We start from the raw sequence: 21,638 nt of genomic DNA on the forward strand, positions 1-21,638 counted from the left end.
GAGTTAGCCCAATTTATTTCACCAATCTGATGTTTAGATAAGGATCAGAGTTGAAAACTTTGTATAAAATTTTACACAATATTAAGGACTTGACTCCCTAATTGAATAAGTGAGAGTCTACATTACCACGCTTCTCACTTTATTAACTTATATAAATTATTGTGAATATGTAGTGTTACTGTCTCTTTTCAACAAATAACAAAATTAGTGTTGCTAATGGGCCTAACAAAAGAGAAAGTAAAAACCAATTGAACCCTGTTCTATTCTTCCCTTGTGCAAGTGCAGCATTTATCAACGCCAATGTACCCCAACCTACGACATATTGATTATCCATCATCTGTCCCCCTATTTCATTTAACCATACTGCACCGTTAGTGTAGATTTCTTCATAAATTTGATTATAACACATCCAAATAACATGCTTCATAAAAGGTGGCAATACTGTTAAATCAAATAAGCCTGACCTCGAATTCTGCTTACGAGTAATATAAACCATTACAACCTCCATAACTACCTAGCCTCTCACAATTCCGATATCTCCAAGACAAAAGCATTCTTATTAGTATGTAAGCCTAGCTTTATGCGTACTTGGTCTACTGATAAATTTCGTGTATGCACCGTCAATCACTCTCCTTAATTCGGAGTATAATGCCCTTGACACAACATGATAATCGGCTGTCATGACTTTTATTTTGGGCTATTAAAACGAGTTATGAGCTTATGGGGATTCCTGCGCTTATTTTTTTAACGCAAAACTGACGTAAGTTAATCGGGATAACTAAATTCTATATATTGCTCATGACTACCAACTATCCACTTAAACGATCTCGATACGTCTGACAGCGTTGAATAAGTGAGGTAACTAAAGAATGATAATTTCACCAGAGTATTCTCTTAAATGTTCAATGGCTAATGTCACTGCACCTTCTTCTGTCTCAATTAAACTCAATCCTATCTTTATTGGACTCCAAAATTCATATCCGCAGTCTTCTTGCCACATATATACTTCTGTTGTATAAAGACCATCCCTCCTTTTTATAATTTGAACTTTATATTGATTACTTGGAGACATCATTTCCTTTATCATCTGTTCCATCGTTTCACCATCTTTACAAATATTAATGTGTATATTATAACTATTATTCTTCAAAATGTTTAAAAGCTGTGCGCAAGTTCCGAACACCAGAATGCACCTGTCAGAATAAAGGGCTTTGGGGTCACGCACTTTCAACGCAAAAAAGAACGACCAACAAACGAGATTTAATTCTTTCGTTGATCGTTTTGTTATCGTTTTATTCCTTCACGTCCAAGCAATCGATAAATTGTTCCTTTTCCGGCTTTGTAAGTCTTGCGAATGTCAACAATTGAAACGCCGTATTGATAATCCTTAATGATTGCGTTGCGTCTGACTTCTTCTTCTTCGCCTTCAACTAACTTCGTTTACGCTCTTTAAACTTTCCTTTAGCTTTAGACCCCTTTATTCAAATTAATCATGAATAATAATCCTGTTTACCTTGATAAGAATAATACGATAAAATATGTTAGGCCAACTTCAAATTTGCACAAGGAAATATTCAACAGTTATACATAGGAAGTGAAGAATTGTATTATATAGTACTCTCAATAGGATTAATACTCGCTCTCTCGCAAGCTATATCATTAATTTTTATGTATCAAGACAAAGAATTGCTATCTTTCGATGGATTTAAGTCTCTTTTTGGTTTTTTAGTAGGTGTTACGTTATTAGTGATTACCCTACCGAGTCTAAAATCTATTATCCAAAAAGATTATGACGTTATTAGTGGAGAGTGTACGATCGAAGTTGGTTCATTCGGACGCCGTACATCAGCAACTTTTGAAATGATCGAAACTGGTGAACAATATACCTCATTCGATATTCCTGAACTGGATGCTTATGGTATGTCAATTCCTTACTATTGTAAGGTGTCAGTTGCAAAAGAAAATATGTTTACAAAAGACAATATGTTTACTATGGGTTACGAAATTTACGATGTAAAATCCCGAAAATTAATATTAAAAAATGACTAGAGACGAATGCAAACGTCTCTAGTTTTTTTTAATCACTATTGGCACAAAGACCGTGTATGGGATTGTTGGCAAATGAAATGCTTGGAGATAATTTTAAAAAAGAGCAATGCATTAGCGATTTTGATGCCCTTCTCCTGACTACTCCCACAGCTAAAGCAGTGGGGTTCTTATGTACTTAAGAGAAGCGTTACAAAGCTCTCCACAGATGGTGTTGCCATGTCCTGTGTACAACATCTTTGATTTATCCTCTGTTCCATAAGACTTTCTTATTTACACAACCGATGTTGTGTTGGCAATAAGTTTTAACGAAGGCAGGTAGCTCTACCTACGAAGGAATACCCCTCAATTACAAACAAATCTTGTTTGCGAATACGCACAGGAAGGGTTAATCCATTCCAATAGACAATATTCTCTTTAAATCGAATGCCTGCTTTATTAGATTTCCCTTCTACAGAATGAAGCATTCCGTAACGTTTAAAGTGTTCTTTACTCCCTTTAAATAGAACATCTTGAACCGCTTTCCAGACAGTAGAGGCGATCTTCTGAGAAGTATTGCTATCTATATGTTTTTTATAGTTATGTTGATGCTTTTTAATATACGCATGCAGTTGATATTCACTTAACCCAAAAGATTGACGAATGTTATCTAATTCTTTTGCAGTCTGCTTCAACTCTTTTGAATCATTCGATTTTTTCGCTTTTTGGTAGCAACGTAATTGTTTTCGATAGTGTTTTGATTCTTGCATTAAAGTATATTGTTTTACTGCATAAGACAAAGTTGTATTATAGAGTGTACGGGCAATTTCAAAACGTTTTAATAGAATATCCTTTTGCCATGTATCTATAAGTAACTTGAGTTCTATAACAAAACAATCTTTCTTCCCTTTCGTCATTACCCGTCACTCCTTTCTTTTTTTGATTATTCACAATATACAATATAAACATATGTTCTATAAAGAAAAAAGCACTTCATTCCTTCCATCTCTGAAGAAGTGGGCTTCCAGAAGCTCAATTCTGTGACGTCCACTAAAAATTTTGGAGGTGCAATTAGCTCTTTGTCATCCTGTTGAAATGCTCCATTAAAGTTTGGTATCTGTATGCCTCCTGTAAAGTCATTCAAATCAAATATCCCTGTTCTCTGTATATTTTGGGACATAAAAAAACCTCCTAACTAATAAAAGTTAGGAGGTAATAAAATTAAGAACTTTGATGGGTGTTCTATTCCCTAAATCCACAAATCACAATTACTTGCTTTTCCCCAAAACATCATTCTCTTCTAGGAACTTCGTATTGAATTGCGCTGATTTGAACACGTCATTGTTCATCAATGCTTGGTGGAACGGAATTGTTGTATTGATCCCAGGACCAGATACTTCAAATTCGCTAAGCGCACGATTCATTTTCGCGATCGCTTCTTCACGTGTATTGGCATGAACAATTAGTTTCGCAACCATTGAGTCATAGTATGGTGGGATTGTATAGCCAGCATATACAGCAGAGTCAATACGTACACCGTAGCCACCTGGAGTTACGTAAGTATCTACAGTACCAGCTGATGGCATGAAGTTTTTATAAGCATTTTCTGCGTTAATACGGCATTCAATTGCCCAACCATTTAATTGTATATCATCTTGAGTGAAAGGAAGTTTTTCACCAGATGCAATTTTTAATTGTTGTTGTACAAGATCCACACCAGAAATCATTTCAGTTACTGGGTGTTCTACTTGGATACGAGTATTCATCTCCATGAAGTAGAATTTATCTTCTTGATAGTCATAAATAAACTCGATTGTTCCGGCACCTTCATAGTTACAAGCTTCAGCAGCTTTAACGGCAGCGGCACCCATTTCAGCACGACGCTCAGAAGATAGCGCTGGAGATGGAGCTTCCTCTACTAATTTCTGCATACGGCGTTGAACGGTACAGTCACGTTCACCTAAATGTACAACGTTACCATAGCCATCCGCTAATACTTGGATTTCACAGTGACGGAAGTACTCGATGAATTTTTCTAAATATACGCCTGGGTTACCGAATGCTGCAGCAGCCTCTTTTTGCGTAATTTCAATGCCTTTTACAAGGTCTTCTTCTGTACGAGCTACACGGATACCTTTACCGCCACCACCAGCAGTTGCTTTGATGATCACAGGGTAACCAATTTTAGCAGCCCATTCTTTACCTGTTTCGATATCTGGAACAATACCAGTACCCGGAACAAGTGGAACACCTGCTGCTTCCATTGTTGTACGTGCAACGTCTTTAATACCCATAATTTTAATAGAATCAGATGAAGGTCCAATGAACTTAATGCCTGCGTTTTCACAAGCCTCAGCGAAGTCAGCGTTTTCAGATACAAAACCGTAACCTGGGTGGATACCGTCTGCACCAGTTTTTTCTGCTACGCTAAGTAAAGCTGGGAAGCTAAGATATGAATCTTTTGAAAGCTTTGGCCCGATACAATATGCTTCGTCTGCTAATTTCACATGTAATGCGTCAGCGTCTGCTTCTGAGTATACGGCAACAGATTGAATGCCTAACTCTTTACAAGCACGAATAATACGCACAGCGATTTCGCCGCGGTTTGCAATTAAAACTTTTTTCATGGTTGTGCACTCCTTACTCAGCTTTTACAAGGAATAATGGTTGACCGTATTCTACTAATTCACCGTCTTTAACAAGTACTTCAACGATTTCCCCTTGAACTTCTGCTTCAATTTCGTTGAATAGTTTCATAGCTTCTACGATACATACGATTGTTTCATCACCAACTTTGTCCCCCACTTTAACGTAAGCTGGTGAATCTGGATTTGGAGATTGATAAAAAGTTCCAACCATCGGTGACACAATTTTATGTAACGATGGGTCGTTATTTGCTGGTGCTGCAGCTGGTGCTTCTTCAGCTTTTGCTGGAGTAGCTGGTGCTACAGGAGCTGCTACAGGCGCAGACTGTTGTACAACAGGTGCAACTACTTCTTTTTTAGGTGCTACAGTATCAGTAACAACAACACCATTCTTTTTTAATTTAACTTTTGCGCCATCTACTTCGTAAACGAACTCGTCAATCGAAGAAGAATCTACTAATTTAATAATTTCGCGAATTTCTTGAATTTTGAACATTTCTAACTCTCCTTATGAAATAAAATCTACTACAAATACTATTTTATATTTTTTTCGAACAATTTGAAATACTTTAATGCAAATTAAGTAAATATGAACAAAATAAAAGGCTTTCCTTTACTAAACGAAAGCCTTTTCATTATACTGATATATAACAACAGTTTCAAATAAACAGAAAATTCCTCTTTTTCTCTCTATTTTTAATAGTTATTCGCGCTGAATTTTACTTGGACGTCATTTGCGCCTTCCATCTCTGTTTTTACCAAGTAAATAATTTCATTTGCTTGAGCTTTTGATAGCTCCTCAGCCATAACAGTTACCTGTACTTTATCACCATCTGCTCGAACAAACGCATCGGAGTAACCTGAAGATTTAATAAGCATTTCTAACATTGCTTCAGAGGATTCTTGTTTTATAAGGTTATCCATTTCATTATAAGCTTCACTTTTTTGTTCTGCTGTGTAATCTTTTGAACCGATCTTCTGCTCTAATTGCAAACGAAGCTGGCTTCTTTCATCACTAACTTGCATGCGCATTTCTTCAAATAAATGACTTGGAGAAGATACTTCCTTCGTCTCTCCCTCTTTCGTTGCTTCTTGATCAGTCACACCCGTTACCGCAGTTTGCTGTAATGCGTCATCTGTGAAAATAGTTAGTCCATTAAATTGTTTTGCTGGATCAACCAAATAATACACTGAGATAACCGCTACTAGACTTAATAATGTCATAAACCAAACTGTTCTTCTACGTACGCGCATTTACTTTTCCTCCTTATTCTCCATTGGAACGATAATAATTCGATGAATCGGCAATTGCATTACTTGACTAACAACAGCACGAATTTCATTTTTCACAAAGATATCTGATGCTCCTTCTGAAACAATTAGCATCCCTGTTACTTCTTTCGTGCCTTGTTCAGTTCCTCGAAAATATTGACTGAATAGTTTATTGTCATCCTTCTCAGCTGTCATATCTCCGTAATAAAAATAGACTTTAACCTCCCCAACACCTTTCATAGCCTTTAGTGTTTGTTCAAGTTTTTCTTCACTGGTCATCGAAGTTACTTGCCCATTCGTTGTACCCGTTTGATACATTGGTAAAATGATGAAAATTCCCACGGAGGCAGCAATAAGCATTAAGACTATAAATGACGTTGATTTTTTTCGTTTCTTTTCCACATCACTTGTACATTGCCTCCTTTCATCTTCTCTTTTTCAAGTGTATGTACGCTTGTTTCCTCCTATGAATTGATAAATGGAATCTTTAATAGCAATTGCAAAAATACTAACGTAATAACAAGCTTTGTAAGTGAAATTATTTCTTTATCTTCTGTTAAAAACACAAATATCTGACAGATAAAGAGCATCGCTAATAAAAGAATCAATCTATCTCCCCCCAGCCATAACTTGCACAAAAACGATGAGGAATAAACAAGAAAACATAAATGAAAAAGCAATTAGAAATGATACAGCACATAAGGTAAATAGAGATTTACTAACATGATCAAGTAGTTTACAAATATCATCAAAAGCAATCGGTTCTAAAATAGCAGCTAACATTTTCAACGAATACGCACTGACAACAAGCTGAACTGTTGGAATAAACGACACGGTAATAACCGCTATAAAAGCAGAAATACTAGTAATAGAAGAGGAAAATTGTGTCATATGCTGGAACATCGAAAAACTATCTACTATAAAGGAACCAACAACCGGAATATTTTCCTCTATTAATTTCTTCACAGGCTCTGCAACAGCTGCATTGACACTAAATGCGGCCACGCCACTCGCCGACATTAAAATGATGTAACAAATTACAGATGCCGAGACGATGCTCATAATGGTAAAACGAATCAATTCGGCAATTCTCGTAAACGAAATTTCTTTAACAATGACACTGCAGACATCAAACACAATGGCAAAAAGCACTCCTGGAATAAGCCATTTACTACTAATAATCGTTAAGACTTGTACAAAGAAAAGTAAAAAAGGCTGCCAAGAAGCAATCGCTGTAATACTGCTAGATAAAAGAAAACTTGAAGTAAGAATGGGATAAAATGCAGTAAATATATGTGCAAGTCCCTGTGCTATTTCGTCTATCAAATTAAATGAACTCACAACAACTGGTCCTATAGTCGCCAGTACAATAAGAAAAAAAAGTATCCTTGTCCCTTTTTCAAATTCTGGTAAAATCATATTAACAATCAAAATAATAATGACATAGCCACACAAAATAAGCGTCATCTTCAGCAATAGAAAAAATGGATCCGTTAAAAACGAAAATATTTGCTCCAGCAATGTCTTCGCCCCTTAGTTTAGCCGTTGTAAAATGGCCGACACCTCCTGTAAAACAGCCAAAAATTCCTTAAACCAGTACAACAAAATAACAATCTTGACCCCATCGTAGACAATATGCCCGAGTACTTTATAGCTTTGTTCTACAAGTAAAAAAGACACCCATTGCCCTACATAAAAAAGGCTAGCACTTACTACAATTGCTTTTGCATAAGGCAAAAAAGCTAATGTCTCAAGCAATTGCTTGATGAATGGCAATAGGAGTGTAGAAAACAGCATACTAAACAGCAAAAACGAAAACATTACACTAATCAGCGCATGGAGTGGCTTTATGACTTCTTTTATAAGCAATAATAAAAGCAGCATGACAACAGCTACAATGACAATTTCCATTTACATTACCCAGAAGAGGTCAGCCATTGAAAGAATGTAAGGATTTCATTGAAAAATAGACGTAAAAATCGCAGTAATTCCGCTGTCATATATAAGTAGGCAATGAAAAATAGGAAAAATGAAAATTCTTTTTTTCCTGTTTGATCAAAGAAGACATGAAGAAGCGCAACTACTAGTCCCACTCCAGCGACTCTTAATACGTCTTGTAATTCCATTTCATACGCCCCCTCGTGTACAGCAATATATGTTGCTACCCCAAAAAAAAGACCTCTATACATACGTATAGAGATCTTAGTATTTTTATGAAATTAATGATGCCTTGGCAAACCTACGTCCGGGATTGGAAATAAGTTACAGTAGCTTTTCAATGATGCTTTTCACAGAACCTGGTTGTTTCACTAAATAGCTCTTTTCACCCATCCACATCGATAAATATTCGGCTTTGCTCTGTTTTGCACTTTCTTTACGAATAGTTGTAGTTAGATCATTTTGCAATGGATAAGGTGCTACAACAGCATCCTTCATACGTTCCGTAAAAGCATTTGCTAAGCCTCTTGCTGGTTTACCAGAAAAAGCACGAGTAATCGTCGTCTGCTGCGCTTTCGATTCAAGCAAGGCATTTTTATAAAGAGGTGAAATTTCACACTCATCTGCTACTAATAACGCTGTACCAATTTGAACCGCTTGAGCACCTATTGCTAGTGCTTTACTTACATCTTCCTTTGTGACAATGCCCCCAGCACCAATAATCGGTATGGAAATTTGTCCTACTACTTGCTGCAGTAAATCATGCAAATCAATTAATTGCATTGGTTCAGTGAAAGAACCACGATGACCACCGGCTTCACCACCCTGAAGGACAACAGCTTGCATCCCTGCTTGTTCTACACGCTTCGCTTCCTCTAATGTAGTAGCTGTACCAATAACATAAACATTGTTGTCCTTTAAACGATGAATCACATCTGCTGAAGGAATGCCAAACGTAAAGGAACAAATGGCTACATTTTCATCAAGAACAGCTTGTACTTGTTCTTCAAATACTTCCTTGGACGTGACACTTTGTACAGGCGAAAGCCCAAGCTCATCATAAAACGGTTGTAAAGCCATTCGAGCTTTTTGAAGTACATCGATATCAATACGTGGCTCTTCCTGTACAAATAAATTAACAGCAAATGGCTTTTTCGTTAGCTTTTTAACTTCCTGAATAAAACTTTTTGTTTGCTTGCCATCTAAATAGCCTGCTCCAATCGAGCCTAAAATACCTTCCTCTGCACAGGCAGCCACAAATTTTGGCGTAGTTACACCAGCCATTGGCGCCTGTATTATTGGAGACGTGGTCTCAAAAATTGTTTGTAACATAGCATTCACTCCTTACTATTATTGTAAACAACTTTTCCAAATATGACCACATACCAAATGGTAGAAACTACTTTTTATAAAAATAGTAAAGGTCGCTATTTCTCTATCTATTGTCACAAAAAATAACTTTATATGTATAGAATACGAGCAGATATTTTTTGTACCGAAAGCGTAGCGACAGGTACAGATGTTTTGACACCCCTGAAAGAAGTTAAATAAAAACCTACCCTTTTGTTAAAAAAGAGTAGGCTGAATGTTTTTATTTATTACGCACGAGAAACGTAAGAAGCTTCTTCTGTATTGATGATTAACTTGTCACCTTGGTTTACGAAGAATGGCACTTGTACAATAAGACCTGTTTCAAGAGTTGCAGGTTTTGTACCACCAGAAGCTGTATCACCTTTAATACCAGGCTCTGTTTCTGTTACTTCTAGCTCAACAGTATTTGGTAATTCAACACCTAGCATTTCACTTTGGTATGATTGAATATGAACTTCCATGTTTTCTTTTAGGAATTTTAATTCATATTCAATTGCAGCTGAAGCAAGTTCAGTTTGCTCATATGATTCTAAGTCCATGAAAACATGCTCGTCACCTTGTGCATAAAGGTATTGCATTTTACGGTTATCGATTTGTGCTTTTTCAACTTTCTCACCAGCACGGAAAGTTTTTTCATTTACTGAACCGTTACGTAAGTTACGTAATTTAGAGCGTACGAACGCAGCACCTTTACCTGGTTTAACGTGTTGGAAATCTAACACGCGATATAATTGGCCATCTACAACAATTGTTAGACCTGTACGGAAATCGTTTACTGAAATCATTTGTGTTCCTCCATAGTTTATAAAATAATAAGTTCTTTTGACGAATGAGTTAGCAGTTCATTACCTGTCTCTGTGATTAAAATATCGTCCTCGATACGTACACCACCGATTCCCGGTAAATACACTCCTGGTTCAATCGTTACGGCCATACCTGGCTCTAGCACCGCTTCTGAACGCATTGATAAGCCAGGGCCTTCATGTACTTCAAGACCAATCCCATGTCCTAATGAATGACCAAATGCCGTGCCATATCCTTTTTCTGTTAAGTAGTTACGTGCAATCGCATCTGCTTGTATCCCTGTGAAGCCAGGCCCAACCTTTTCAAGTGCTAAGAGCTGGGAAGCAAGGACTGCGTTGTACATATCCACTAATTTTTCAGATGGCTCGCCAACTGCCACAGTACGTGTAATATCCGAGATATAGCCATTGTACAGTGCTCCATAGTCTAATGTGACAAAGTCGCCTTTTTCAATCACTTTATTCGTTGCAACGCCATGTGGTAAAGCTGAGCGAAGACCAGACGCAACAATTATATCAAACGAGGATTGAGTTGCTCCTTGTTTACGCATGAAAAATTCTAATTCATTCGAAACCTCAAGCTCTGTTTTACCAGGCTTAATGAAGTTTAAGATATGTGTATATGCGTGATCAGCAATTTCACACGCAACCTTAATAATATTAATCTCTTGTTGCGTCTTAATCAAGCGAATTTTTTCAATTAGCCCAGAAATCGGCACTAAATCAGCTTGAATTTTATTTTTATACAGCTCATACGTGCCATAGCTAACAGTATCTTTCTCAAAGCCCAATAATTTGATGCCCATATTTTTTACTTGTGTTGCAATTTCTTCAATGATCGTCGCCTCATGCTTTACAATTCGGAAGTCCTGTACTTGCGCAGCTGCTTGCTCTGTATAACGAAAATCCGTGATAAACACAGCATCATTTTGAGACACAATCGCTACGCCCGCTGTTCCTGTAAAACCAGTCATATAACGACGATTGTACTCGTTTGTAATTAAAATACCGTCAATATTTTGTTCCTGAAGTGCCTTACGTAGCTTTTGTAATTTCATCATAATCAATTCTCCCTCTCAATAAATGTGCGTAGTGCCAGTTCATAGCCTTTCGTACCTAGTCCACTGATTTGACCAAGGCATGCCGGAGCGAGATAAGAATGATGACGGAAAGCCTCACGTTTATGGATATTTGAAATATGTACTTCTATAACCGGCACAGAAATCCCTGCAATTGCATCATGTAACGCAATGCTTGTATGGGTATATGCACCGGGATTAAAGATTATACCATCATATTTTTCGTCCTCTGCTTCATGTACCCAATCAACAAGTACCCCTTCATGATTAGATTGACGAAACTCGACAGTTGCACCTAAAGACGCCGCAAGATTCTGAACATTGTTTTTCACATCTTCTAATGTTTCATACCCATAAATATGTGGCTCTCGTTTACCTAGTCGATTTAAGTTAGGTCCATTCAAACATAATAACTTCACGCATATTCGCCTCTTTCTATGTACTTGCCATTATTTTATCATACAAGGCGCAGACAGCAACTAATTTCCTTTTTGTGCTGTGTGTTCCTTTTGATGAAAATTCGCAGTTTCAAGCAAGAAACGTAATAGACAAATAACAATGACCATGAAAGGGATTGATAGTTTTTTAAAGGAAGAAGATTGTAAAGGCAAATCCAGAACAATCCATTCTAATGTGATGGACAAAAATAGGCCAAGTAGAAAAGAAGATAGCACAGCTGGGATAATATAGATATATCTCAATGTAATAAATAATAAAAATCCAATAAAAAATAAGACTAGGATGAGAAAGCTCCATTGAAATAGTTTTGAGCTACCTTCAAATATATCCCACTTCTTATAAAAACCTATTGGATTCCATTTAATGAGTTGAAAGTATTCAAGTCCCTTTAAACACAATGCTAAAACAAGTGCACTGACGAGCGATGTTATACTAGCTACTTTCAAGTAAAATCCTCCTAACTTGTACCACGAGTTTATTTTCAAACGTTAATCATTTCCTAAACTGTACGATTAGTGTAACCATATAGAAATTTTACTATGCGTAACTCTAGAGGTTTTTCACTAAATTTAGTACAATGGTACAGTTGAAATATATAAAGAGAGTGGTGTTAGCCTTGAGCAATTCACCTGTATACGGGGGACAAGCACAATTAGAAGGTGTAATGTTCGGAGGAAAGGAACATACGGTTACCGCTATTCGCCGTAACGATGATTCCATTGATTATTATCATTTTAAAAAAGTTCAAAACCCTATTTTACAAAAGCTTAAAAAAATTCCATTGGTACGGGGCGTTGTAGCACTGATTGAATCAGCTGGTTTAGGCTCTCGCCACATGCAATTTTCAGGGGACCGTTTCGACGTTACACCTGGCGAAGAAGAAGAGCATAAAGAGGAAGGCTCGAGACTTCAAATGATTTTAGGCGTTGCAGTTGTAGGTATTCTTACCTTTTTATTCAGTAAATTTGCCTTTACATTAATTCCAGTATTTATTGCGGATTTTTTCTCTAAATGGATAGAAGGCAAAACTGGTCAAATTTTACTTGAAAGTGGCATTAAGTTAGTTTTACTACTTTCCTATTTATATTTTATATCTTTAACGCCACTAATTAAACGAGTATTCCAATATCATGGTGCAGAACATAAGGTTATCAATTGCTATGAAGCTGGTATGGACGTAACAGTGGAAAATGTGCAAGCACAATCACGCTTACACTATCGTTGCGGTAGTAGTTTTATGCTGTTCACTGTGTTCGTAGGCATGTTTTTATATTTCTTCGTGCCAACTGATCCACTTTGGTTACGCATTTTGGACCGTATTCTATTAATTCCAGTTGTTCTTGGTATATCATTTGAAGTACTTCAAGCGACAAATGCGTGCCGTAATATTCCCGTGTTACGCTTCCTGGGCTATCCAGGCTTATGGCTGCAATTACTAACAACACGTGAGCCTAAGGATGAGCAAGTAGAAGTAGCCATCGCATCCTTCAATATGCTGCTTCAAGTTGAACAGCAACCAGAAATCGCAGCTACTTTAAATCATGATTAAAAATTAAGGGCAAGTCCAACTGATGAGTTTGGTTGGACTTGCCCTTTTTTATAGTTTTTACAATGGCTGTACAGAAATTATTTGTTGCTTTGCTTTCTCGTACTCCGCTTCCAATGTTATGAGTATTTCACGAACCGATTCTCGCTTGATAACATTTGTGATACCATGACCCGCCGACCAAATATCTCGCCATGCTTTTACATTGACAAGATGTGTCAAATCAACATCCTCTCTTGGCTTCAATGTCGCTGGATCAATGCCTTCCTTCAATAAAGATGGAATTAACACATTAACATGGACACCGCTAAAGGCATCGGTATATAAAATATCAGAGGTATCACTGTCAATTACCATATTTTTGTACTCCTCAGGTGCATTTCCTTCATCACAAGCTAAAAAACGAGTACCCATATAAGCATAGTCTGCCCCCATTATTTGAGCAGCTAATACGTCTGCACCGCTAGAGATGGAACCTGATAAAATAATTGTCCCCGTAAAGAATTTCTTTACGGCAGATACAAAGCCAAATGGGTTCAGTTGCCCACCATGCCCACCAGCACCTGCACAAACAAGAATTAGTCCGTCTACACCCGTTGCAGCAGACTTTTCTGCATGCTTGACGTTCGCAACATCTGCATAGACCCTCCCACCATAGCCATGTACAATGTCCAAAACTCTCTTTGGATTACCGAGTGACGTAATGACAATTGGTGGCTGAAACTGTTCAATTAACTGTATATCTTCCTCAAAACGTGTATTCGCTACAGGATGACATATTAAGTTGACTGCCCATTGCTCAGTCGGTAGTGCCTTTTTTATTTCTTCTAGCCACTCAGCACATGTTGAAGCGGGTCTTGCGTTTAATAATGGAAATGAACCGATAGCCCCTGCTCTACTAGCTTCAATAACCATCTTAGGGTTAGAAACTAAAAACATCGGAGCTACTATAATTGGTAAACTAAACATACACTCTCCCCCTCTATACTTAAATATTTCGAGAGATTTCCTGAAAATCCTACTAAAAAAATTTAAATTTTAGTTCTGACCCCACATCTTACGTTGAAATGACAAGGACCCATCTCCCCTCTCAAAGGTGGGAGACTTCCGTAGCTAGGGTTTGTCTAAATGAAGATAAAAAAAGTACCTATCCGTCTTGTTAACGATATAGATGGTTACTTTGAAATAAAGTTCGATCAAAAATACCCCACAACCAGTATTTTACGATAAATAAAAAGAATCCATTTTGAACATAGATAGATCAAAATGGATTCTTATCCAGAAGAATTAATTATCAGTTTTATAAAAAAGTTTGATCATTTTCTACCTGCGTCCTTCACAATCGCGCCCTTTAATGGATATCATATTATTTTTATTATGTGGTTTTGTTGAAGAACATTGCTTAAGCGTAATTCAACATAAGCACCCGTTGGTGGCAAGATAATCCGTATAGGCAATTTTTAATGACGGTTATGGGTATAGTAAATCCGTTAGACGTGATCTAATTCGAATACGTCAACGTGAAGGAATTAATTTAGCGAAATAGGAAAGAAAAAACCGCAGAAGAGTTAAAAAGTATCTTAGGCATGCCGGGATTAACTATGTATTGAGTCGGATTAAATCAGGTTTTTGATGTGATTAGCGGAAGAGGGAAATCAAGAAGAGACTTGGATATTTTCACCAAGTTCTTTAATATTGCACAAAAACAGACACGAAGATATAATTATATTACAATTGTCGTCTACAAAATGTGCATAGTAATCCTATTTTATAATTTAATTATATCGCACTGGTAAGCTCTTGTCAAATATTTTTTCTCAATAAAATGGTTAGGAGAGATGCAGAATGAATTCTTTAGTTCTTGGTTTTCAGGAAATGGATAAAACACAGCTTTTGCTCGTTGGTGGAAAAGGGTCAAATTTAGGGGAATTATCAAAAATCGAAGGAATACAAGTACCAGAGGGATTTTGTGTTACAACGGTGGGTTATCAAAAAGCCATCGAACAAAACGAAACGTTTCAAATATTGTTGGACCAACTATTAACGCTAAAAGTAGAGGATCGAGATCAAGTTGGCGAAATCAGCAGGAAGATTCGACAAATCATTATGGAAGTAGAAATCCCTTCGGACGTTGTAAATTCAGTTGCACACACACTCTCTCAGCTAGGTGATGACCATGCTTACGCAGTGCGTTCTAGTGCGACTGCTGAAGATTTACCACATGCCTCTTTTGCTGGTCAACAAGACTCCTATTTAAATATCATCGGCAAAGATTCCATCTTGCAGCATATTCGCAAATGTTGGGCTTCCCTATTTACGGATCGCGCGGTAATCTACCGTATGCAAAATGGATTTGACCACAGTCAAGTGTATTTATCCGTTATCATACAACGGATGGTTTTCCCACAAGCATCAGGGATTTTATTTACCGCTGATCCGATAACTTCTAACCGAAAACTGCTATCAATCAATGCCAGTTTTGGACTCGGAGAAGCACTGGTCTCTGGCTTGGTCTCTCCCGATTGTTATAAAGTACAGGAAGATAAAATCGTCGATAAAATGATAGCAACCAAGAAATTAGCTATCTATAGCCTAAAAGGAGGAGGAACAGAGACACAACAGATCGATCCGAATCAGCAAAAGACACAAACACTTACCGATCAACAGATTTTACAACTAGCACGCATCGGCAGACAGATCGAAGCTTATTTTGATTGCCCACAAGATATCGAATGGTGTTTGGTTGATGATACATTTTATATTGTCCAAAGTCGCCCAATCACGACCCTTTTCCCCATCCCTAAAGCGAATGATCAAGAAAACCACGTCTATATATCTGTCGGTCACCAACAAATGATGACCGATCCTATGAAACCATTGGGATTGTCTTTTTTTCTGTTAACGACTTCTGCGCCCATGCGTAAAGCAGGCGGAAGGTTGTTTGTTGATGTTACGCATCAACTAGCTTTACCGGTCAGTAGAAACAATTTATTAAATGCTATGGGACAACACGATCCGCTCATGAAAGACGCACTTATGAACATCATTGAGCGTGGAGATTTTATAAAATCGTTACCGAATGATATTAAAGCACCGAGTCCCAACAGAGGCAATACAGATACGCTAGCACAAATTGAAAACAATCCATCAATCGTTTCTGAATTGATTAAGCGAAATCAAACATCCATAGAAGAGTTAAAACAAAACATCCAAACGAAATCAGGAATAGATTTATTTGATTTTATTCTAGAAGATATTCAGGAATTAAAGAAGTTTTTATTTGACCCACAAAGTTCAGCTGTATTTATGGCTGCTATAAATGCTTCAATATGGGTTAATGAAAAAATGAACGAGTGGTTAGGTGAAAAAAACGTAGCAGACACGCTTTCTCAATCTGTACCAAATAATATTACTTCGGAAATGGGTCTAGCACTATTAGATGTCGCAGATGTGATCCGTCCTTATCCAGAAGTAATTGCATATTTACAACACACAAAAGATGATACCTTTTTGGATGAACTAGTTAAATTCAATGGTGGACAGGAAGCTAGAGACGCTTTCTATGTTTTTCTCAACAAATACGGAATGCGATGTGCTGGAGAAATCGATATTACGAAACCTCGTTGGAGTGAAAAACCGATTACACTTGTCCCCATGATTCTTAACAATATCAAAAACTTGCAGCCTAATGCCAGCACTCGGAAATTTGAGCAAGGGCGACAGGAAGCTTTGAAAAAAGAACAAGAGTTATTAGAGCGATTGAAGCAATTACCGGATGGTGAACAAAAAGCCAAAGAAACAAAACGAATGATCAGCCTAATCCGAAATTTCATCGGTTATCGCGAGTATCCAAAATACGGCATGATTAATCGCTACTTCGTTTATAAGCAGGCTTTACTGAAAGAAGCCGGACAACTCGTACAAGCCAACGTTATTCATGAAAAAGAAGATATATACTATCTCACTTTTGAAGAACTTCGTGAAATCGTACACACAAATAAACTAGATTACCAGATCATCAGCGAGCGAAAAGACGAGTACAAATTATATGAAAGAATTACTCCCCCACGCGTTATCACGTCTGATGGTGAAATCATTGTAGGTGAATACAAACGAGAAAATCTCCCAGCCAAAGCTATTGTAGGGCTGCCTGTTTCTTCTGGAGTTATCGAGGGACGCGCTCGTGTCATCTTAAACATGGAAGATGCCGATATAGAAGAAGGAGATATATTAGTTACCTCCTTTACTGACCCTAGCTGGACACCATTGTTTGTATCCATAAAAGGTCTAGTTACCGAAGTTGGTGGACTGATGACCCATGGAGCAGTTATCGCGCGTGAATATGGCTTACCAGCAGTTGTTGGGGTGGAAAATGCCATTAAACTGATTAAAGACGGGCAACGAATTCGCGTACATGGAACAGAAGGGTATATTGAAATATTGTAATAACTAAAAACGTCAAGTAAGAGCCTCTGTCTTAATGGACGGCAATCGGCTTTGTGCTTAGGCCTCCCCCTCAAAGGTGGGGGTACTTCCGTAGTTAGCTTTTGTCTAAATGAAAATAAAAAAAGTGTCTATCCGTCATTTTGACGAGATAGACACTTTTTCATTATTTTATAGGCCACATTTCAACTGTGCAGCACAGTTTGTACATGTATTACAGCCACCAATTTCTTCAACAGTTCCTTTACGGCATACAGGACAAGTATTCCCTACATCCGAACCAATAACTGTTGTCGATTCTAATGCTTGAATCGTATCTACTAATACAACAGGACGCTTCGTTGGTACTTCTACTAATTCTTCTTCAAATGATAGTTGATCCATATCATTTTCTTCAGCTTTTAGTGTCAGTACTTGTGAATCACGGCTACCATCTACATAGACCGTACCACCTTTAGCGCCACCTTTATATAAGCGCTCGTATACTTTTTCAACTTGTTGTACTGTATAACCTTTTGGTGCGTTTACAGTTTTTGAAATAGATGAATCGATCCATTTTTGGATGATACATTGTACATCAGCATGTGCTTCTGGTTTTAACTCCATAGCCGTAACGAACCATTCAGGAAGTTCATTCTCATTAGCTTCTGGATGACGTCCTAAATATTCTTGTACGATTTCTGCTTTTACCTCGATGAATTTACCTAAACGACCAGAACGGTAATATGTGAATGAGAAGTATGGCTCAAGACCTGTTGCCACACCAACCATCGTACCAGTAGAACCAGTTGGAGCTACTGTCAGTAAATGTGAGTTGCGAATACCAGTTGCTAAAATTTGTTCTTTAATGTGTGCAGGCATTTTTTGCATAAAGCCTGTTTCAGTAAATGCTTTACGTAAACGTGCTGTCTCTTCCTCAGTTGCTCCTACAAGGAATGGGAAGCTACCGCGTTCTTTTGCAAGCTCCGTTGACGTCTCATACGCAGTTTCAGCAATCGTTTTAAAGATTTCATCAACTAGCTCATTACCCGCTTCTGAGCCATATTCTTTCTCACAATAAATTAGTAAGTCCGCTAAGCCCATTACACCCAAGCCAACACGACGCTCTCCAAGAGCTTGTACACGGTTTTCTTCTAAGAAGTATGGTGTAGCATCAATAACATTATCTTGCATACGAACACCAACACGAACTGTTTCACGTAGTGCTTCATAATCAATTGTTTGATCTTCCTTATTCGCAAACTGTGCTAAGTTCACAGCCGCTAAGTTACACACAGAATATGGTGCAAGTGGTTGTTCCCCACACGGATTTGTCGCTACAACGCTTTGACCATAAGCTTTTGCGTTTGTCATGTCATTAGCGTTGTCGATGAAGAAAATACCTGGCTCTGCAGAGTATGTTGCACAAACGTTGATTAAATTCCATAATTCCTTCGCTTTAATCGTGCGGTAAGTGCGTACTTTATAGCCCATTTTCTCCCATTCGCGTACATCTCCAACTTTATGCCATTCACTGTTGTAAATAGCCATCTCTTCTTTTGTATATTCTTCAACAGCTGGGAAACGAAGCTCAAAGTCAGCGTCATTTTCTACAGCTTGCATAAATTCTTTTGTTAATGTTACAGAAATATTTGCACCAGTTAAAAACTCTTGATTGTGAACAGTATAAGTACCACCATCACGAAGTTTGTTTTCTGCTTCACGAATAATAGCCGTATCAAAACCGCCTAAGCCTTCGATACCTTTATAGTTAACAATACCTTGGTACATAGCTTCCTCTTGAGATGAAAGAGGCTTAAAGTTTAATTTTTCTTTTGCTAGACGAATAATTGAATTATCCGTTGTATTTTCGATTAGGTATCGAAGAATACGTGGATTTTGCATTTTCGAAATAATAAATTCCACGATATCAGGATGCCAATCTGCCAGCATAATCATTTGTGCCGATTTCTTACGCGGGTTCGCTATACCCACTCTCTATGTCACCATAGAAGTTGAGACCATATCTTACATCTTATTAGATGTCCTCGCACTTCGGAGTGGCTTCACTCCTACTCTACTCACTTCCGCTAACATAGCGTGCTTTCGATGGTCGTTGAACCTTCCTCTCTGAAAGAGGCTTGGCTGCTGATTGTCTTTATCCCACTGCTATTTTCAAGCATTCACGCTTACCGTTTCCAGTTACGTTGTAGCTAGCAGTGCATTTATAATGCGTTTTTTAACATTTTCAAAATCATTTTTTATCTCATCTTCCCAGAAACGAAGTAAAGTGTACCCGTGAGCCGCTGCAATTCGATTTTTTTCAATATCCCTGGCTTTTATCCTCTTTTGAACTTCATAAAAAGTGGAATAAAATTTTGGATTCCCATGCCAAAAATCGCCATCACACTCAATTAGAATATTTGTCCCTAATAGTAGAAAATCAAATTGTGCTCCTTCAAAGATGAAGGAATATTTGTAGGGAATTGATTGTTCAACTAAGAAATGCTCTAAAGCTCTTTCAATACTAGTTTTTCTAAATGTTTCCCTCTCTAGTTGCTTTAATGCAGCTTGTCGAATCTTTTCGATGGTTTCTTCACTATAAACCCCTGTCTTACCGCTATTCCATGAAGGAGTTCCATTTATTTTTCTAGTTTTAGCTGTTTTTGAAATGATATTTTCAAAATGAACCTTCTTTTGTTCATCCGGCATTTCATTATGCCATTTTCCTGTATTTTGTGATCGAAGCCTACTCGCACACTCTTTACTACAAGTTTTAGTCTGCCGATGTTTTTCATCGAATAGTTTTCCACAAATTACACAAGTTAAAGGCTCACCTTTTCCTCGACAGCTTCTACTACAAAATTGATTGGGAATACCACGCCTCAATTTAACCTCTTTATTACATAAAATATATTGGCAGGTAACCATTTCTATTGGATAAAAATAAGATATTAAATAATTATCTAACGTTAAGTTATGCTCATTTTTCAAATGAGACGTATACCAACCTTGTTTATTATGATTTATTGTAAAACCACATATTAAACAAGTCTGTGGCTGTTTCGCATCATAAACATCCATAATTCCCACCTCGATTAAAGTGACAATATTTCCGTTAAAGAGTTTCCAGCAATTCACGAGGTTTGTTTACGCAGAAGCACCTAGATTATGCTTACCTCTGCGGCTACCACCTTGTTCAACAAGATGAGTCAGCTTCGCAATATCATCTAACCATGATACAGAGCCAGATGATTTACCATTTACACCACGTGCTAAAGTGTTACGTGGACGCAATGTCGAACCATTTGTCCCTACACCACCACCGCGGCTCATAATTTCCATTACTTGCTTACGGTGATCACTAATTCCTTCACGTGAATCTGCTACAAATGGCATTACGTAACAGTTGAAGAACGTTACATCTGTTTCAGATCCTGCTCCGTAAATAACTCGTCCAGCTGGAATGAATTTTAATGATACTAACTGCTCATAAAATTTCTCAAACCATTCTTGGCGTTTCTCTGGTGTTTTTTCAACAGAAGCAAGTCCTGTTGCATTTCGTTTTGCGATTTGTTCATAAAATATTTCAAGAGGCTTTTCTAGCACGTCAATTGAACGCGTAATCACACCCGTTTCTTGCTCTTTCGGATCATCTAAAGCACTACGGTAATCTTCCTCAATCAAAATTTCTGCTGTTTTTGTAGACATATCAAGCTTTTGGATTGTCCCTAAACCACGTGCAGGGAATTTTGGATCTGACTTCACTGTTAATACGACGAAATCACCGGCTTTTAACGTTTTCTTCTCCGTATCCTTAAACGAGTAGCGATCGATCATCACAAGTCTAGATACACCTTTATGCGTTATGTGCATATTAGGTGTTACAGGATGAACCTGTGGAAATTGTTCAATATCTTTGTTTAACTGTTCAAATTTGTTTACTTCGGGTTGATGATTTGTAAGTACCATCGTTTTGCCTCCCTTGTTTTCTGCATTACAATAATAAATACACAATATCATGTGTCGTTAAACACTACATATTGTGTATGTTTCTTTAAAAAAGATACTATATATA

At 37.5% G+C, this 21,638-nt stretch carries 22 protein-coding genes and 2 pseudogenes; 3 read left to right on the plus strand and 21 right to left on the minus strand.

Features of this window, described 5'->3' with window-relative positions; translation table 11 throughout:
• Positions 1 to 175 precede the first annotated feature (175 nt).
• Both ACIQ7T_RS25525 and ACIQ7T_RS25530 read right to left on the minus strand, forming a co-directional pair.
• The gene (locus ACIQ7T_RS25525; RefSeq protein WP_370079915.1) at positions 176 to 496 is read right to left on the minus strand and encodes a hypothetical protein; all 321 of its coding nucleotides are present in this window, start codon (positions 494 to 496) and stop codon (positions 176 to 178) included.
• Between the two features lie 366 nt (positions 497 to 862).
• Positions 863 to 1,096, minus strand: coding sequence for a hypothetical protein (locus ACIQ7T_RS25530; protein ID WP_370079911.1), 234 nt, complete (start codon positions 1,094 to 1,096; stop codon positions 863 to 865).
• A gap of 506 nt (positions 1,097 to 1,602) precedes the next feature.
• On the opposite strand from ACIQ7T_RS25530, the gene ACIQ7T_RS25535 reads away from it, so the two are divergent.
• The gene (locus ACIQ7T_RS25535) at positions 1,603 to 2,049 is read left to right on the plus strand and encodes a hypothetical protein (protein ID WP_370079857.1); all 447 of its coding nucleotides are present in this window, start codon (positions 1,603 to 1,605) and stop codon (positions 2,047 to 2,049) included.
• A 302-nt stretch (positions 2,050 to 2,351) separates the two neighbouring features.
• Here ACIQ7T_RS25535 and ACIQ7T_RS25540 read toward each other — a convergent pair whose 3' ends face one another.
• The 15 genes from ACIQ7T_RS25540 to ACIQ7T_RS25610 all read right to left on the minus strand — a co-directional run bounded on the left by ACIQ7T_RS25540 (position 2,352) and on the right by ACIQ7T_RS25610 (position 12,038).
• Positions 2,352 to 2,942, minus strand: coding sequence for a hypothetical protein (locus ACIQ7T_RS25540; protein WP_370079855.1), 591 nt, complete (start codon positions 2,940 to 2,942; stop codon positions 2,352 to 2,354).
• Positions 2,943 to 2,968: 26 nt separating this feature from the next.
• A complete protein-coding gene (locus tag ACIQ7T_RS25545) occupies positions 2,969 to 3,205 on the minus strand; it encodes a hypothetical protein (RefSeq protein ID WP_402874665.1) in 237 nt (78 codons plus the stop codon).
• An 88-nt stretch (positions 3,206 to 3,293) separates the two neighbouring features.
• On the minus strand, positions 3,294 to 4,652 hold the full coding sequence (gene accC, locus ACIQ7T_RS25550; RefSeq protein WP_370079851.1) for an acetyl-CoA carboxylase biotin carboxylase subunit: 1,359 nt from the start codon (positions 4,650 to 4,652) through the stop codon (positions 3,294 to 3,296).
• A gap of 13 nt (positions 4,653 to 4,665) precedes the next feature.
• Positions 4,666 to 5,166, minus strand: a complete 501-nt coding sequence (gene accB / locus ACIQ7T_RS25555; RefSeq protein ID WP_370079849.1) for an acetyl-CoA carboxylase biotin carboxyl carrier protein — start codon at positions 5,164 to 5,166, stop codon at positions 4,666 to 4,668.
• A gap of 200 nt (positions 5,167 to 5,366) precedes the next feature.
• The gene (locus tag ACIQ7T_RS25560) at positions 5,367 to 5,924 is read right to left on the minus strand and encodes a SpoIIIAH-like family protein (protein ID WP_370079847.1); all 558 of its coding nucleotides are present in this window, start codon (positions 5,922 to 5,924) and stop codon (positions 5,367 to 5,369) included.
• Positions 5,925 to 6,344 carry a hypothetical protein gene (locus ACIQ7T_RS25565; protein WP_370079845.1) on the minus strand — a complete coding sequence of 140 codons (420 nt, stop codon included), beginning with the start codon at positions 6,342 to 6,344 and terminating at the stop codon, positions 5,925 to 5,927.
• Positions 6,345 to 6,406: 62 nt separating this feature from the next.
• Positions 6,407 to 6,550, minus strand: a complete 144-nt coding sequence (locus ACIQ7T_RS25570; RefSeq protein WP_199777723.1) for a hypothetical protein — start codon at positions 6,548 to 6,550, stop codon at positions 6,407 to 6,409.
• Between the two features lies 1 nt (position 6,551).
• Complete coding sequence (locus ACIQ7T_RS25575; protein ID WP_402874669.1) at positions 6,552 to 7,463, minus strand: stage III sporulation protein AE; 912 nt, start codon at positions 7,461 to 7,463, stop codon at positions 6,552 to 6,554.
• A 12-nt stretch (positions 7,464 to 7,475) separates the two neighbouring features.
• On the minus strand, positions 7,476 to 7,853 hold the full coding sequence (locus ACIQ7T_RS25580) for a hypothetical protein (protein ID WP_370079841.1): 378 nt from the start codon (positions 7,851 to 7,853) through the stop codon (positions 7,476 to 7,478).
• Positions 7,854 to 7,858: 5 nt separating this feature from the next.
• Positions 7,859 to 8,068: a hypothetical protein gene (locus tag ACIQ7T_RS25585; protein WP_012295089.1), complete on the minus strand. Its 210-nt coding sequence runs from the start codon at positions 8,066 to 8,068 to the stop codon at positions 7,859 to 7,861.
• Between the two features lie 136 nt (positions 8,069 to 8,204).
• Positions 8,205 to 9,212, minus strand: coding sequence for an NAD(P)H-dependent flavin oxidoreductase (locus ACIQ7T_RS25590; RefSeq protein WP_402874672.1), 1,008 nt, complete (start codon positions 9,210 to 9,212; stop codon positions 8,205 to 8,207).
• Between the two features lie 266 nt (positions 9,213 to 9,478).
• A complete protein-coding gene (gene efp / locus ACIQ7T_RS25595; RefSeq protein ID WP_370079837.1) occupies positions 9,479 to 10,036 on the minus strand; it encodes an elongation factor P in 558 nt (185 codons plus the stop codon).
• 17 nt (positions 10,037 to 10,053) lie between these two features.
• Positions 10,054 to 11,115: a M24 family metallopeptidase gene (locus ACIQ7T_RS25600; RefSeq protein ID WP_402874675.1), complete on the minus strand. Its 1,062-nt coding sequence runs from the start codon at positions 11,113 to 11,115 to the stop codon at positions 10,054 to 10,056.
• A gap of 2 nt (positions 11,116 to 11,117) precedes the next feature.
• Positions 11,118 to 11,552 (minus strand): type II 3-dehydroquinate dehydratase, encoded by a 435-nt coding sequence (aroQ, locus tag ACIQ7T_RS25605; protein WP_053483682.1) that lies wholly within the window; start codon positions 11,550 to 11,552, stop codon positions 11,118 to 11,120.
• A 60-nt stretch (positions 11,553 to 11,612) separates the two neighbouring features.
• Positions 11,613 to 12,038, minus strand: coding sequence for a hypothetical protein (locus ACIQ7T_RS25610; protein WP_402874678.1), 426 nt, complete (start codon positions 12,036 to 12,038; stop codon positions 11,613 to 11,615).
• 170 nt (positions 12,039 to 12,208) lie between these two features.
• Here ACIQ7T_RS25610 and ACIQ7T_RS25615 point away from each other — a divergent pair, with 170 nt between their 5' ends.
• The gene (locus tag ACIQ7T_RS25615) at positions 12,209 to 13,141 is read left to right on the plus strand and encodes a DUF1385 domain-containing protein (RefSeq protein WP_402874681.1); all 933 of its coding nucleotides are present in this window, start codon (positions 12,209 to 12,211) and stop codon (positions 13,139 to 13,141) included.
• Between the two features lie 57 nt (positions 13,142 to 13,198).
• Here ACIQ7T_RS25615 and ACIQ7T_RS25620 read toward each other — a convergent pair whose 3' ends face one another.
• Positions 13,199 to 14,107 (minus strand): NAD(P)H-dependent flavin oxidoreductase, encoded by a 909-nt coding sequence (locus ACIQ7T_RS25620; protein ID WP_370079829.1) that lies wholly within the window; start codon positions 14,105 to 14,107, stop codon positions 13,199 to 13,201.
• An 876-nt stretch (positions 14,108 to 14,983) separates the two neighbouring features.
• On the opposite strand from ACIQ7T_RS25620, the gene ppsA reads away from it, so the two are divergent.
• Positions 14,984 to 17,584 (plus strand): phosphoenolpyruvate synthase, encoded by a 2,601-nt coding sequence (ppsA, locus tag ACIQ7T_RS25625; protein ID WP_402874684.1) that lies wholly within the window; start codon positions 14,984 to 14,986, stop codon positions 17,582 to 17,584.
• Positions 17,585 to 17,752: 168 nt separating this feature from the next.
• Here the strand turns inward: ppsA and ACIQ7T_RS25630 are convergent.
• From ACIQ7T_RS25630 to ACIQ7T_RS25640, 3 genes and pseudogenes are all read right to left on the minus strand, one after another.
• Positions 17,753 to 19,534: pseudogene (locus ACIQ7T_RS25630) on the minus strand (vitamin B12-dependent ribonucleotide reductase); the annotation flags it as partial.
• A gap of 228 nt (positions 19,535 to 19,762) precedes the next feature.
• Positions 19,763 to 20,644, minus strand: coding sequence for an endonuclease domain-containing protein (locus ACIQ7T_RS25635; protein ID WP_402874687.1), 882 nt, complete (start codon positions 20,642 to 20,644; stop codon positions 19,763 to 19,765).
• A gap of 93 nt (positions 20,645 to 20,737) precedes the next feature.
• Positions 20,738 to 21,532: pseudogene (locus ACIQ7T_RS25640) on the minus strand (ribonucleotide reductase N-terminal alpha domain-containing protein); the annotation flags it as partial.
• Positions 21,533 to 21,638 lie beyond the last annotated feature (106 nt).

Source organism: Lysinibacillus sp. NPDC096212 (genome assembly GCF_044763105.1).
Classification (GTDB): Bacteria; Bacillota; Bacilli; order Bacillales_A; family Planococcaceae; genus Lysinibacillus.

What these genes read in the sequence shown, in the direction of transcription:
- efp (WP_370079837.1), bottom strand. Translation starts at nt 10,036, where the DNA reads ATGATTTCAGTAAACGATTTCCGTACAGGTCTAACAATTGTTGTAGAT.
- ppsA (WP_402874684.1), top strand. Translation starts at nt 14,984, where the DNA reads ATGAATTCTTTAGTTCTTGGTTTTCAGGAAATGGATAAAACACAGCTT.
- ACIQ7T_RS25540 (WP_370079855.1), bottom strand. Translation starts at nt 2,942, where the DNA reads ATGACGAAAGGGAAGAAAGATTGTTTTGTTATAGAACTCAAGTTACTT.
- ACIQ7T_RS25620 (WP_370079829.1), bottom strand. Translation starts at nt 14,107, where the DNA reads ATGTTTAGTTTACCAATTATAGTAGCTCCGATGTTTTTAGTTTCTAAC.
- accB (WP_370079849.1), bottom strand. Translation starts at nt 5,166, where the DNA reads ATGTTCAAAATTCAAGAAATTCGCGAAATTATTAAATTAGTAGATTCT.
- ACIQ7T_RS25585 (WP_012295089.1), bottom strand. Translation starts at nt 8,068, where the DNA reads ATGGAATTACAAGACGTATTAAGAGTCGCTGGAGTGGGACTAGTAGTT.
- ACIQ7T_RS25590 (WP_402874672.1), bottom strand. Translation starts at nt 9,212, where the DNA reads ATGTTACAAACAATTTTTGAGACCACGTCTCCAATAATACAGGCGCCA.
- ACIQ7T_RS25580 (WP_370079841.1), bottom strand. Translation starts at nt 7,853, where the DNA reads ATGGAAATTGTCATTGTAGCTGTTGTCATGCTGCTTTTATTATTGCTT.
- accC (WP_370079851.1), bottom strand. Translation starts at nt 4,652, where the DNA reads ATGAAAAAAGTTTTAATTGCAAACCGCGGCGAAATCGCTGTGCGTATT.
- ACIQ7T_RS25600 (WP_402874675.1), bottom strand. Translation starts at nt 11,115, where the DNA reads ATGATGAAATTACAAAAGCTACGTAAGGCACTTCAGGAACAAAATATT.
- ACIQ7T_RS25545 (WP_402874665.1), bottom strand. Translation starts at nt 3,205, where the DNA reads ATGTCCCAAAATATACAGAGAACAGGGATATTTGATTTGAATGACTTT.
- ACIQ7T_RS25530 (WP_370079911.1), bottom strand. Translation starts at nt 1,096, where the DNA reads ATGGAACAGATGATAAAGGAAATGATGTCTCCAAGTAATCAATATAAA.
- ACIQ7T_RS25525 (WP_370079915.1), bottom strand. Translation starts at nt 496, where the DNA reads ATGGTTTATATTACTCGTAAGCAGAATTCGAGGTCAGGCTTATTTGAT.
- ACIQ7T_RS25560 (WP_370079847.1), bottom strand. Translation starts at nt 5,924, where the DNA reads ATGCGCGTACGTAGAAGAACAGTTTGGTTTATGACATTATTAAGTCTA.
- ACIQ7T_RS25635 (WP_402874687.1), bottom strand. Translation starts at nt 20,644, where the DNA reads ATGGATGTTTATGATGCGAAACAGCCACAGACTTGTTTAATATGTGGT.